The following is a 12,190-nucleotide window of genomic DNA, read 5'->3' as shown; positions in this document are numbered from 1 at the left end:
ATGCGCCGCACACCACTGACACTCGCCCTCGCCACCGCACTGGTCGTCGCGCTGCCCGCAAGCAGCGCTCCCCCGGCCGGTCCGGAAACGCAGGTGTGGATCGACGTCGCCACCCATTCGATGGCCGGCATGCCCGACATGGGCATGCTGGGCGGGCTGGCCGGGAAGATGATGGGCGGCGGGAAAGGTCCCCAGGGCTATCCGCAGTCGCGCAACATTCCCGCCACCCAGGGGCACGTCCTCGATATCGCGATGCACAACCGCCTCAAGCCGGGCGTGCCCGCGGAACAGGCGGTGCCGGCCGGGCTCGGCGTCGGCAAATCCCTGTCGTTGCTGCCGCCTCCGCCCGGCAAGGACGTAGAGGAACGCAAAGAGCACGAGATGCACGACATCGAAGTGACCATCCGCCAGTACTGGGGCTGCGGCGCCACCGTGCGGCCCGGCCAGCCGAAGGTGATGACGCTGAAGGTCAGGAACGGCCAGTTCCAGCAGGACGGCTCCATCGCGCCCGGGTTGTTCGTTCCCGACCGCGACATCGACGTCAATCCCAGCTATGCGCTGTGGCCCAACCTGAAGAACAACAAGCGCGTCGGCGAACGCTCGTCGATGGTCGGCCAGCACCGCATCACCGGTGATGGCGTACCGGCCTCGCTGCAGTTCGAGCTGGGGCAGAACGCGGACTTCCTGCCGAAGATCGCACTGCAGACGCGTGGCGAACTGACCGACAGCATCGGGCTGAGCTGGCAACCGGTGGATCGCGCGAAAGCCTACTTCCTCAATGCGATCGCGATGCAGGACGAACGCAACTTCACCGTATGGAGCAGCGCCGAAGTGCCCGGGGCCGGCCATGAACTGGTGAACTACCTGACCGGCTCGTACACCGACAAGTGGCTGAAGCAGAAAGTGCTGCTGCCGCCTGGCACGACGACCTGCGCGATTCCGCAGGGCATCTTCAAGACCACCGCCAAGGGCGGTGAGCAGGGCGGCTTCGCCTCGCTCAACATGATCGCCTACGGTCCCGAGACCAACCTCACCTGGCCACCGAAGCCCACGGACCCGAAGCAGCCGTGGGATCCGGAATGGAACGTGCGCGTGCGCACCAAGGCCACCACGGTGGCGATGCTGGGCATGGACTTCGGCGACATGGGCGGCATGCCTGCCGACGAGGGCGATGGCGACGGCAAGCGGGACCCGGAGAAGAAGGAAGAAGGCGGCGCGAAGAAACTGCTGCGCGGCCTGATGCGGAACTTCTGAACCACGTCGCGGGCAGGCCGCGTGCCTGCCCCACTGCCATGGATGACACCCGATGAAACCCGTCTCGCTGCTGTTGTTCGTGCTCGCCGCGCTCTGGTACACGCCAAGCGCGCGTGCCGCCGATCCCTGTCCGCAGCTGCGCACGCAACTGGCGTCGACCGACATCGCCACGCGCATCGCGGCGGTCGCCTGCCAGGAAAACCACGCCTGGTTCCGCCCCTTCATCGATGCCGACGGCCGTGCCGGCGGACAGACGGTGTACGAGGCCGAGAACGATGCGCTGGCCGATGGCGCGCAGGCGTGGCGCAAGGTCGCCGCGTACTGGAGTGGAAGTGGACTCGGCAGCGGCTGCGGCAATGCGGGCGCGGCCTGCCGCAGCTTCGTGGTCGATATGCCGTGGTCGGCCGCGTTCGTGTCGTGGGTGATGCGGCAGGCACGCGTGCCGGGCTTCAGCGCCTCGTCCCGCCATGTGGACTACGTGCGTGCGGCACGCCGTGCGTCGCCAACGGCGCCTTACCGGTTGGTCGCACCGGATGAGGCGACGCCTGCGGCCGGTGACCTGCTCTGCTACGTGAGGGCGCAGTCGCGGACGCTCGGGTATCCGGGCCTGCTCGACATCCTCGATGCCGGCGACGGTCTGCCGATGCATTGCGACATCGTGGTGGCCACGCAGGACGGCATCGCGTGGCTGGTCGGCGGCAACGTGCAGCAGACCGTTGCGTTGCGGATGCTGCGGCTGGACGAGATGGGCCGCTTCGCCAACCTGCCGACGCGCGGCGCCGGGGATGCGCCGTGCAGTCCGGACGTGCCCGCCCATTGCAACCTCAACCGGCAGGACTGGGCCGCGCTGTTGAAGCTCACCGCCGACGTGCCGGCGTCGCTGCTGGCCGCACGGCCCTGATCGCAGTGGACGGCCGCAGCACACCGACTTCACCGGAGAATCGCACGTGACGCATTCGAAGCCCGTTCGCTGGTCAGCATTTCCCACGCTTGCCGGGCTGCTCCTGTCGCTCGCGTCATGCACGCAAGGCGACGGAGGCCAGGCGACGACAGCGCCCGTCGAGAGCAGAACGCCGACGAAGGCGCAGCTCGACAAGTTCATGGCCGAAGGGCCGGAACCTTCGTTGCAGGCGTTGCGTCCGCTCGACTACTGGCTGCACTACCGGCTGATGCAGGCCACCGGCGTCGAAGAGGCGCTGGGCGGCGAGGCGCAGGCGGTGGCCGCGCTCAAGGCGCTGGCTGAAGACTACGAACGCCAGGCCCGCGGCACGCAGGCCCACGTCCCGAAAATGATCCCCGCCGCGTTCACCGGCGAGGGTATGTCCAGCGGCTTCCTGGGCTTGGGCATGGGCACCTTCGGCGGGTTCATGACGGGTGGACTGTTGTCCGGCATGGTCGCCGGTGCCTCCGACGACAAACTGGCCGAGCTGGCGAAGGAAGGACCCATCCAGTTGGGCGGCAAGGAAGGTGGTGCGCAGGTCACCATCGGGGCGGACGGCAGCATCAGCCAGGAGTACACCTACGACGGGAAGATCGACGACGGCCTGACCGGCAAGATCAAGATGAAGATGAAGATGGAGGCCTGCCCGGACGCGCAGGGCAAGATCACCGTGGTGTCGGACATCGACTCGTCTGTGCGCGTCACCGGCAAGGAGGGCACCGGTGGGTACGTGCACTCGCGCTTCGTTTACGAACGCTGGCTGGACGACGACGCCCAGCTGATGCAGGGTCCCGACGGATCGTCTTCGCGCATGGACCTGAAGATGGGCGGCTATGAGAACTATGCGTCGCAGCACGTCGACATCAGTGCCGGCTGGTCGCGCGGTGGTCGCGAGACCTTCGAGAACCGGGGGGAACAGGGTTTCAGCATCTTCCGGCCCGACGAAGTGCAGCGCACGCAGCAACTGATGCATGGCGCGCAGCTGATCCAGACCCTGTTCGCCGAGATGATGCTGCGCGGCTCAGGCAAGCAGGGGCCCTGGGAAAGTGGCCGGTGCGTGGAGCTGAAACCCACCAGCACCCCCGCCAAGCGCAAAGGCGCCAAGCCCTCCACCCACTACGAAGTGGAGGCCGCGCCGCGCGCGAAGTCCGACGGCGCACCGGCGGGCGGCACCGTGACCGCCACGCTGAGCGGCGGCGCCAGCCTGCAGCCATCCGGCGGCAAGGTGCCGGCCGATGCGAAGTACGCCTACATGGGTCCGGCGCAGAAAGATGAAGCAGCGACCATCACGTTCGAGGCCCGCAGCAAGCGCGGCGTGGGCCGGGCGACGCTGGAGTTCGATACCAAAGAGACGCATGCGTACCGCATCAAAGTGTTCCCGGGTTGCTCGGGCGTCAGCGGCAAGGACATCTGCGACCTGTCCAAGCCATTCTCGATCCAGGGCGTCGGCTGCGGAGGTGGCGTCACCAGCGGCATGACCTTCACCCCGTCGGGCAACGCTGCGGGAAAGATGGACTGGAAAACCGGGGTCGGCGCGATCAGCGCCGGCTTCAGCGGCACCTACACCGTGGAAGAGGGAGAAGAGGTGGGCTACCTGCACACCACGCTCACCGGCTGCGCGATGGGACCCGGGGCCAAGGCCTGTGGCGGCACGGGCCCCAGCATCACGATGGCGCGGATCGACACCTGCGAGGAGTGACGTCTTCAGGCGCAGGCGGATGTCATCTGCGGACGAGCCACGCCACCTCAACAGATCGGGCTGGTCCGCATCCGCGGTCGTCGCATTACAGGCGCGACGACAGCGCCTCCGCGTCGATGCGGTTGCGTTCGCCGGGCAGCAGCGTCTCGCGCATCATCGGCAACGCGTCGTCCAGCAGCTTGCGCGCCTCCTTCCGGTCGCCGCGCGCCGCGATGTCGCCCGCAAGCGTGGCGCGCGCGATCGCCACGTCGACCGCACTGGCGCTGGTCTGCAGCCGCCGGAGCGCCTCGCGCTGGTGCCGCTCGGCGGTGGCGGGATCGCCGCGCAGACGGTCGAGCGTGGCTTCGATGGCGAAGAAGTAACCGAACTGCTCGTGGTTGTCGGCAACGCCGCGCTGCGTCATGCGCGTGCGCAGTTCGGCCAGCAACGGCGCCGCGCGTGCGGCATCGCGCTTGCGCAGATGCAGGTTCAGCTGGTCGCCCAGCACCTGTGCGTACTCGTCGGAGTCCTCGCCATCCAGGCGCGCCGCGCGCGCGCGCAGATCCTCCAGCCGCGTCGCCGCCTCCTCGAAGCGGCCGTTCGCCACCAGCGCGCGCGCATGCACCCGTTCGATCGTGCGGCGGAACGTGTCCTCGGGCGACACCGCCGCCTCGTCCAGCCGCGCGATGCCTTGCGTGGAGCGCGCCAGCGCGGTCGCGTAGTCGCCATACATCAGGTTGATGGCGGTGAGGTTGGCGAGTGCCATGGCCAGATTGCGCGGACCCTCGCCCTGCTGGCTGGACAGGGCGTAGCTCCTGTCGGCGGCGTCGCGCGACTCGCGGTAACGCCCCTGGCCCAGCAGCGCATCGGCCAGTGTCTGGTACAGCACCGTCGCACTGGTGCCGCCGTAACCGCCGGTCTTCTCCGCATCCGCAATCGCCTGCCGGACCACGCGCTCGGCCTCGGCCGCATTCCCTTCCAGCAACAGCCCGGACACCAGGCTGCGGACCAGCGTGCGCCGCACCGGCGAATCGACCGCGATGCCATGCGCGTCCGCGTACGCCAGACCTTCGCGACTGACCGACAACAGGCGTCGCCGGTCGTTCTGGAAGTTGGCCGCCGTGCTGATGTCGGAGTAGATGTCCAGCACCACGTCCACGGGTGGCGACGGCAGCCGCTTGGCGAAGGCGAGCGAGGATTCGGCCCGCTTCCTGCACCACTCCAAGCCGTACTTCTCCACATGGCCCAGCGTCAGGTGCGCCATGGCGCGCAGTTGCTGTTCGGGATCATCCGGCGCGAAACGCTGGCGCAGGGCCACGGCCTGTTCGGCCGCCGCCAGCGATTCGGCATTGCGCTCCAGATCGCCCAACTCGTCGGAGTAGGCCACCAGGTCGTCCGCCAACGCCAGTGCTTCCTCGCGCGTCTGCGGCGTCACGCCTTTCAGACCCGCCGCGAACAGCTTCACCGCCTGCTGGTCATCGCCGATCGAACGGTACAGCCGCCCGAGCATGCGCTGTACCGGCTGCCGCACCTGCGGCTCGAGGCTGCGTCCGTCGAGCTTGGCGCGCGCCTGGTCGAGCAACTGGCGCACGCTGACTTCGGTGCTCATCGCCTGTTCGGGCGCTGCCGCCGCCAGCGTGTCGGCGAGGAAGGTCAGCGTAGCGCGCGCAGTCTCCGACTCACGCTCGGCGATGCGCGCCTGTGCGCGTGCTTCATGCGCCTGCCACAGCGCCACGCCGGTGCCGGCGAACAGTGCGACCACGACGATGCCGGCAGCGGTGGCGATTCCCCGGTTGCGGCGCAGCCACAGCCGCGCACGATCGGTACGCGACAACGGCACCGCACTGATCGGACGGTCATCGAGCCATGCGCGCAGGTCGTTCGCCAGCACATCCGCGGAGGCATAGCGTGCTTCGGGATCGCGACGCAGGCAGGCTTGCACGACCTGCGCGAGGCTGCCACGCAGTGCGCGCGCCAGGGAGGCGGGGCTGTGCCCGCCACGATGTGCGGCCTGCTCGTCGCTGGCCTGCGACGCCGCCCGTGTCAGCGGTTCGGGATCGCGGTCGAGCTGCTGCAGCTGGTGCGCCACCGGGGTTTCCCGCGTCACCCCGAACGGATGCGCGCCCGACAATAGCCGGTGAAGCACGACGCCCAGCTGCCACAGGTCGGTGGCGGTGGTGATCGGTGCATCGAGCAGTTGTTCCGGCGAGGCGTATTCGAACGTCAGTGCGCGATCGACGGTCACGGCGCGCGTGGTGTCGGCGAGTTCCTTGGCGATGCCGAAGTCGAGCAGCTTCACCCGGCCCTCGGCATCGACCAGCAGGTTGGACGGCTTCAGGTCGCGATGCACCACCAGGTTGCGGTGCGCGTGGCGCACGGCGTCCACGACCTGCAGGAAAAGCACGATGCGCTGGCGCAGGCCGAGTTGCCGCTCGTCGCACCAACGGTCGATCGGCTGGCCATCGACCAGCTCCATGACGAACCAGGGGTCGCCTTCGCTGCTGATGCCGCCATCCAGCAGGGTGGCGATGTTCGGGTGGCGCAACCGCGCCAGGATCTGCCGTTCGCGCAGGAAGCGCTCGCGCGCCGCCTGCGAATCGGTACCGGCACGGATCAGCTTCAACGCGGCGTGCTGCGTGTACGCCCCGTCGTCGCGGTCCACGCGGTACACCGCGCCCATGCCGCCGTGGCCGAGAATGCCGGTGATGCGCCACGGCCCGATGCTGCGGCCGACCAGCGCATCGCGCGCCACGTCGCCGCGCTCGTCGCGGAAGGCCCGGCCCCACGCCAGCGCATCGCCGGCGAACGGCTCCATGCAACTGGCGTCCGCCACCAGCAAGGCATCGACGGCACTGCGCAACCCGGGATCGTCGCGGCAGGCCTGCTCCAGCCAGGCCTCGCGCTCGGTGGGCGCGATCTCGACGGCCTCGCGGAACAGGGCCAGGGCCTGCCGCCTGCGTTCGAGATCGCCGTGGTCGCTCACTTGCCCAGTTCCGCCAACAGGAAGGCACGCGCCGTGCGCCAGTCGCGGCGCACGGTGCGCTCGCTGACACCCAGCATCTGCGCGATCTCCGTTTCCTCGTAGCCGCCGAAGTAGCGCAGCTCGACGATCTGCGCCGCGCGTGCGTCGGCCTGCTGCAGCGCGTCGAGCAGTTCGTCCAGCGCCAGCACTTCGACCACCGCACGCTCGTCGCCACCGAGCCGCGCCGTGAGCGTCAGGGCGTCCACCCCACCGCCGCGTTTCTGCGCCTGGGCGATGCGCGCATGGTCCACCAGCACCTGGCGCATCGCGCGCGCCGACATCGCCAGCAGGTGCGCGCGGTCGTTGGCGGCAAGACGCTCGCCGGTCGCCATCTTCAGATAGGTCTCGTGCACCAGCACGGTGGTGTCGAGGTTGTCGTGGTGCCGGCGCAGCTGCAGGTGCGCGGCCCGCTTCAGTTCGTCATACAGACTGGCGAACACGGCATCGGCGGCGCGGACATCGCCTTCGCGCGCGCGCTTGAGCAGTTGGGTGACAGGAACCTGATCCATGCGTCGCTCGCCGGCTACGCCACGCGCCACGACGGCGCTCCGCGCCGTCTCCCCCTGTTACCGGAAGGCAGGTCGCCCTGTGATCCGGTCCATCGATGACATCAACGCAAAGACCCCGACCGCGAGGACAGGCACGCCCGGCCCGTCTCCGCGCACCGGCCGGATGCTAGTACGCGAACTCGCGGAACACGCGGTCGATGTCGCCGTTCCATTCGCCGTGGAACAGCGCGAGCTTGCGCTCGGCCGGCGTCTCGTTCGCCTCGACGATCTCGACCAGCGCATCGAGGAAACCGCTCTCGTCCACGCCCTTGCTGTTCAGGCGAGCACGACGCTGCAGGCCGCCGATGGCGATCTTCACCGCCTCACGCGCCAGGTCGCGGACCGTGCCGCCGCGGAACGGCAGCTTCAGCGCGTGCTTCGGCACGCCGTCGCGCAACGCGTGGCGTTCTTCCAGCGAGAAGTCCTTGACCAGGTCCCACGCCGCGTCGAGTGCAGCATCGTCGTACAGCAGGCCCACCCAGAACGCGGGCAGCGCGCACAGGCGGTTCCACGGGCCACCGTCGGCGCCGCGCATTTCCAGGAACTTCTTCATCCGCACTTCGGGGAAGGCCGTGGTCAGATGGTCGGACCAGTCGCGCAGCGTCGGCAACGCACCCGGCAACACGTCCAGCCTGCCCTGCATGAAGTCGCGGAACGACTTGCCGCTGGCATCGTGGTAGATGCCGTCGCGGTAGGAGAAATACATCGGCACGTCGAGGATGTAGTCGACGTAGCGCTCGTAGCCGAACCCATCCTCGAACACGAAATCGAGCATGCCGGTGCGGTCGCCGTCGGTATCGGTCCAGATGTGCGACCGGTAGCTCTGGTAACCGTTCGGTTTGCCCTCGGTGAACGGCGAGTCGGCGAACAGCGCGGTCGCGATCGGCTGCAGCGCCAGCGACACGCGGAACTTCTTCACCATGTCCGCTTCGGTGGCGTAGTCCAGGTTGACCTGTACCGTGCAGGTGCGCGTCATCATGTCCAGGCCGAGCTGGCCGACCTTGGGCATGTACGACTTCATGATCTGGTAGCGGCCCTTGGGCATCCATGGCATCTCGTCGCGGCGCCACTTGGGCTGGAAGCCCATGCCGAGGAAGCCGAGCCGCAGTTCGTCGGCGACCTGCTTCACTTCCTTCAGGTGCGTGCCGACCTCGACGCAGGTCTGGTGGATGGTCTCCACCGCCGCGCCGGAGAGTTCCAGCTGGCCGGCCGGCTCCAGCGTGACCGAGGCGCCATCCCTGGTCAGCGCGATGACGCGGCCCTTCTCTTCGACCGGATCCCATCCGAAACGCGTCAGTCCCTTCAACAGCGCCTCGATGCCGCGGTCGCCGTCGAAGGTCGGCGGGCGCAGGTCGTCGAGGCGGAAGCCGAACTTCTCGTGCTCGGTACCGATGCGCCAGTCCTGCACCGGCTTCTCGCCGGAAGCGATGTAGTCGACCAGCTGGGTGCGGTCGGTGATCAGCGTGTCGGCGACGTGGCTGGGGCTGGACAAGGGCGGGACTCGCGAGGGGGAGGCGCGCCGGTACGGCGTCGCGGCAAGGGCGGCACTATAGCGTGACCACCCGCACGCGTTCAGCGCCATCGCGACGCTGCAGCATCCCATCCGTGGTGCAGATCCGGCCCCGCCGCCTCGACGCACGCCGCATCGCCGGCGTAGGCTGCACGGCATGCCCCGCCATCCGCGCGATCCCCTGCAGCGCCACCGCGAACGCCATCGCACCGACCGCGTGGGCTGGTTGCGCGCGGCCGTGCTGGGCGCCAACGACGGCATCGTGTCGATTTCCGGACTGGTGGTGGGCGTTGCCGCCGCCGGCGCGACGCCGTCGACCATCCTGATGACCGGCGTGGCCGGGCTGGTCGCGGGCGCCATGTCGATGGCGGCGGGCGAATACGTCTCCGTGCAATCGCAGGCCGATGCCGAAGCCGCCGACGTGGCGGTGGAAACGCGCGAACTGCGCGAGATGCCGGAAGGGGAACTGGCCGAGCTCACCCAGATCTACGTCAAGCGCGGGCTTGACCCTGCACTGGCTCGCCAGGTCGCCGAACAACTCACCGCGCACGATGCGCTCGAGGCGCACATGCGCGACGAGTTGGGCATCACCGACGCATTGCGGGCGCGCCCGGTGCAGGCGGCACTCGCTTCCGCCGCCGCCTTCACGGTCGGCGCGCTGCTGCCCATCGCCAGCACCCTGCTGGCGCCGCCGGACCGCGTGGCGCTGGTCACCACGGTCGCGACCCTGGTCGGCCTGCTGGCTTCCGGCGGACTGGCAGCCCGGGTCGGCGGCGCACCGGTGCTGCGCGGTGCGTGGCGGGTCGGCTTCTGGGGCGCGATGGCGATGGCGGCAGCGGCGCTGGTCGGCCGCCTGTTCCACGTCAGCGTCTGAGCGTCGGCTCAGGAAAGTTCCAGCCAGTCGCCCACGATCAGGCGGGCTTCGTCCACGCCCTGCTTCGACTCGGCCGAGAAGGTCTGCACGCTGACGGTGTCGCCGAAGGACGAGAACAGGTCCTTCTTCACCGCCTGCAGCGCCTGCGCCTGCTGGCCGCGGCCCAGCTTGTCGGCCTTGGTCAGCAGCGCATGGGCGGGCAGGCCGCGCTGGACCGCATACCCCAGCATCTGGCGGTCGTAGTCCTTCAGCGGGTGGCGGATGTCCATCACCACTACCAGCCCCTTGAGCGCCTCACGGGTGCGGAAGTAGCGGTCGATGAAAGCCTGCCAATGCGCCTGCAGGTCCTGCGGCACCTTGGCATAGCCGTAGCCCGGCAGGTCGACCAGGTAGCGCTCGGGCTGGACCTGGAAGAACACCAGCTGCTGGGTGCGACCGGGCGTCTTGGAGACCCGCGCCAGGCGGTTGTGGTTCACCAGGGCATTGAGGGCGCTGGACTTGCCGGCATTGGAGCGGCCGGCGAAGGCCACCTCGTTCCCGCCATCCTCCGGCAACTGGCGCGGGGTGTGGGCGGAGAGCAGGTAGCTGGCGGAATTCAGGGGGTTCGACATGCCGCTAGGATCGCACGGGCGGGGCTGCCTGCCATGCTGAATTGACCGCAACGGGCCGCCGCGACGATAATTCGGCGGTTTCGCGGCCCCTGCGGGTGCCGCCTCAATCAAGGGTTTCGGAGCTTTAGCATGCGCCACGCTCGCGTTATGGGACTTGCCGGATTGGCCGTACTGGCCGTGGGCGCAGTCGCTTTTGCACAGACCACGGTCGTTCCCGTGCCGGACAACGCGCCGGTCGAGACCGCGCCGCTGGAGATCAACCTGGCCAAGACCACCTGGGGCGACGCCAAGGCCGGACAGACCAAGGCGGCCGCCTGCGCGGCCTGCCATGGCGCCGACGGCAACCCGAGCGATCCGCAGTATCCGCGCATCGCCGGCCAGAGCGAGCGCTATGTCGCCCAGCAACTGGCGCTGTTCGCCTCGGGCGAGCGCAACACCGGCATGGCGGCCGTGATGGCCCCGTTCGCCCAGACCCTCAGCGCGCAGGACATGCGCGACGTGGGCGCCTACTTCGCCACCCAGAAGTCGGGGGCCGGCCTGGCCGACGACAGCGTCATCGCCGATGGCACGTACAAGGACATGAAGTTCTACGAAGTCGGCCAGCAGCTGTACCGCAACGGCGACGCCAAGCGCGGCGTGCCGGCCTGCATGGCGTGCCACGGCCCGACCGGCGCCGGCAACCCGGGCCCGGCCTACCCGCACATCGGCGGCCAGATGCAGGACTACACCGTGCGCCGCCTGACCGAATACAAGGCCGGCACCACCACGCTGAAGGATGCAGCCCACTTCAACATCATGGCGCAGGTCGCCGGCCCGCTGACCGAGCAGGAAATCCAGGCGCTCGCCAGCTACCTGCAGGGCCTGCACGCCCGCGCCGACGATCTCGCGGCGGGCAAGGCCGGCGGCAAGTAATCCCGGGACCTCCGTCGCCTCGCGCGACCGGAGGTTCAAGCTCCTGTTCATCGCGCCGGCCCCACCATGGCCGGCGTTTCTTTTTTCAGCGAATGCCCGGTCGACGGGCCCGCATACCGAGGAAGAGTCCCGATGGCGTCGCGCCTGCTGCCCGTGCTGATCACCCTGCTGGCCCTGGTGCCGGTTGTCGCCCTCGCCGCGCCGCCGGCGCCCGCCCCGCTGGTCGAGGGCCAGGACTACGTGGTCATTCCGGATGGCACGCCGTTCGCGCCCGCCAAGGGCAAGATCGAGGTGGCCGAGGTGTTCGGCTACACCTGCATCCACTGCGCCCATCTCGAGCCGACGCTCGCCACCTGGAAGAAGACGCTGCCGCGCGACGTGCAGCTGACGCCGGTGCCGGCGGCGTTCGGCGGCTACTGGATCCCGTATGCGCGCGCCTTCTTCGCCGCAAAACAGCTGGGCGTGCAGGAGCGCACCCACCAGGCGGTGTTCGACGCCCTGCACAAGGTCGGCAGCCTGCCCATCCAGAATGCATCCGCCGACGAGATCGCCGGCTTCTACGCCGACCAGGGCGTGGACCGGGCGAAGTTCATGGCCGCCCTGCGCGGTCCCGAGGTCGATGCGCAGCTCGCCAAGGCCCGCGACTGGGTGGGCGCGGCCGGTGTGGAAGGTACGCCGACGATCATCGTCAACGGCAAGTACCGCGTGATCGGTGGCCGCAACTACAGCGACATGCTGAAGATCGCCGACCGCCTGATCGCGCGCGAGCGCGCCCGCAAGTGACGATTCCGTCATGGCGACCGCAACGGGCGCCATGCAGAATGCGATGTCCGCCGGTACC

The 12,190-nt window shown here is 69.0% G+C and carries 10 protein-coding genes; 6 read left to right on the top strand and 4 right to left on the bottom strand.

Features of this window, described 5'->3' with window-relative positions:
- The 3 genes from ACGHX3_RS01370 (at nucleotide 1) to ACGHX3_RS01360 (ending at nucleotide 3,893) form a co-directional block, all read left to right on the top strand.
- Complete coding sequence (locus ACGHX3_RS01370; protein ID WP_394696128.1) at nucleotides 1-1,254, top strand: hypothetical protein; 1,254 nt, start codon at nucleotides 1-3, stop codon at nucleotides 1,252-1,254.
- Nucleotides 1,255-1,306: 52 nt separating this feature from the next.
- On the top strand, nucleotides 1,307-2,155 hold the full coding sequence (locus ACGHX3_RS01365; protein ID WP_394696127.1) for a DUF2272 domain-containing protein: 849 nt from the start codon (nucleotides 1,307-1,309) through the stop codon (nucleotides 2,153-2,155).
- 199 nt (nucleotides 2,156-2,354) lie between these two features.
- Nucleotides 2,355-3,893, top strand: coding sequence for a hypothetical protein (locus ACGHX3_RS01360; RefSeq protein WP_394696126.1), 1,539 nt, complete (start codon nucleotides 2,355-2,357; stop codon nucleotides 3,891-3,893).
- A gap of 85 nt (nucleotides 3,894-3,978) precedes the next feature.
- Here the strand turns inward: ACGHX3_RS01360 and ACGHX3_RS01355 are convergent, their stop codons facing one another.
- From ACGHX3_RS01355 to ACGHX3_RS01345, 3 genes are all read right to left on the bottom strand, one after another.
- A complete protein-coding gene (locus ACGHX3_RS01355) occupies nucleotides 3,979-6,855 on the bottom strand; it encodes a protein kinase (protein ID WP_394696125.1) in 2,877 nt (958 codons plus the stop codon).
- The gene (locus tag ACGHX3_RS01350; RefSeq protein WP_213604784.1) at nucleotides 6,852-7,403 is read right to left on the bottom strand and encodes an ECF-type sigma factor; all 552 of its coding nucleotides are present in this window, start codon (nucleotides 7,401-7,403) and stop codon (nucleotides 6,852-6,854) included. Before ACGHX3_RS01350 ends, ACGHX3_RS01355 begins: the two co-directional genes overlap by 4 nt.
- A 166-nt stretch (nucleotides 7,404-7,569) precedes the next feature.
- Entirely contained in the window at nucleotides 7,570-9,045 is a 1,476-nt protein-coding gene (locus ACGHX3_RS01345) for a glutamate--cysteine ligase (RefSeq protein ID WP_394696124.1), read from the bottom strand.
- A 64-nt stretch (nucleotides 9,046-9,109) separates the two neighbouring features.
- On the opposite strand from ACGHX3_RS01345, the gene ACGHX3_RS01340 reads away from it, so the two are divergent.
- Nucleotides 9,110-9,826, top strand: coding sequence for a VIT family protein (locus tag ACGHX3_RS01340; protein ID WP_394696123.1), 717 nt, complete (start codon nucleotides 9,110-9,112; stop codon nucleotides 9,824-9,826).
- 8 nt (nucleotides 9,827-9,834) lie between these two features.
- Here the strand turns inward: ACGHX3_RS01340 and yihA are convergent, their stop codons facing one another.
- Nucleotides 9,835-10,437, bottom strand: coding sequence for a ribosome biogenesis GTP-binding protein YihA/YsxC (gene yihA, locus ACGHX3_RS01335; RefSeq protein WP_162335931.1), 603 nt, complete (start codon nucleotides 10,435-10,437; stop codon nucleotides 9,835-9,837).
- 129 nt (nucleotides 10,438-10,566) lie between these two features.
- Between yihA and ACGHX3_RS01330 the strand changes: the two genes are divergently transcribed.
- Complete coding sequence (locus tag ACGHX3_RS01330) at nucleotides 10,567-11,349, top strand: c-type cytochrome (RefSeq protein WP_162335932.1); 783 nt, start codon at nucleotides 10,567-10,569, stop codon at nucleotides 11,347-11,349.
- 132 nt (nucleotides 11,350-11,481) lie between these two features.
- Nucleotides 11,482-12,132, top strand: coding sequence for a thiol:disulfide interchange protein DsbA/DsbL (locus tag ACGHX3_RS01325; protein ID WP_394696122.1), 651 nt, complete (start codon nucleotides 11,482-11,484; stop codon nucleotides 12,130-12,132).
- Nucleotides 12,133-12,190: the final 58 nt, after the last annotated feature.

The organism is Pseudoxanthomonas japonensis, assembly GCF_043632995.1.
GTDB classification, from domain to species: domain Bacteria; phylum Pseudomonadota; class Gammaproteobacteria; order Xanthomonadales; family Xanthomonadaceae; genus Pseudoxanthomonas_A; species Pseudoxanthomonas_A japonensis.
Note: the sequence above shows the minus strand (reverse complement) of the source record. Positions and strands in the feature narration are given on the sequence as shown.

Bases quoted from the DNA above. Each gene is read 5' to 3' on its own strand.
- ACGHX3_RS01370 (WP_394696128.1), top strand. From the start codon at position 1: ATGCGCCGCACACCACTGACACTCGCCCTCGCCACCGCACTGGTCGTC.
- ACGHX3_RS01365 (WP_394696127.1), top strand. From the start codon at position 1,307: ATGAAACCCGTCTCGCTGCTGTTGTTCGTGCTCGCCGCGCTCTGGTAC.
- ACGHX3_RS01360 (WP_394696126.1), top strand. From the start codon at position 2,355: ATGGCCGAAGGGCCGGAACCTTCGTTGCAGGCGTTGCGTCCGCTCGAC.
- ACGHX3_RS01350 (WP_213604784.1), bottom strand. From the start codon at position 7,403: ATGGATCAGGTTCCTGTCACCCAACTGCTCAAGCGCGCGCGCGAAGGC.
- ACGHX3_RS01345 (WP_394696124.1), bottom strand. From the start codon at position 9,045: ATGGGATGCTGCAGCGTCGCGATGGCGCTGAACGCGTGCGGGTGGTCA.
- ACGHX3_RS01340 (WP_394696123.1), top strand. From the start codon at position 9,110: ATGCCCCGCCATCCGCGCGATCCCCTGCAGCGCCACCGCGAACGCCAT.
- yihA (WP_162335931.1), bottom strand. From the start codon at position 10,437: ATGTCGAACCCCCTGAATTCCGCCAGCTACCTGCTCTCCGCCCACACC.
- ACGHX3_RS01330 (WP_162335932.1), top strand. From the start codon at position 10,567: ATGCGCCACGCTCGCGTTATGGGACTTGCCGGATTGGCCGTACTGGCC.
- ACGHX3_RS01325 (WP_394696122.1), top strand. From the start codon at position 11,482: ATGGCGTCGCGCCTGCTGCCCGTGCTGATCACCCTGCTGGCCCTGGTG.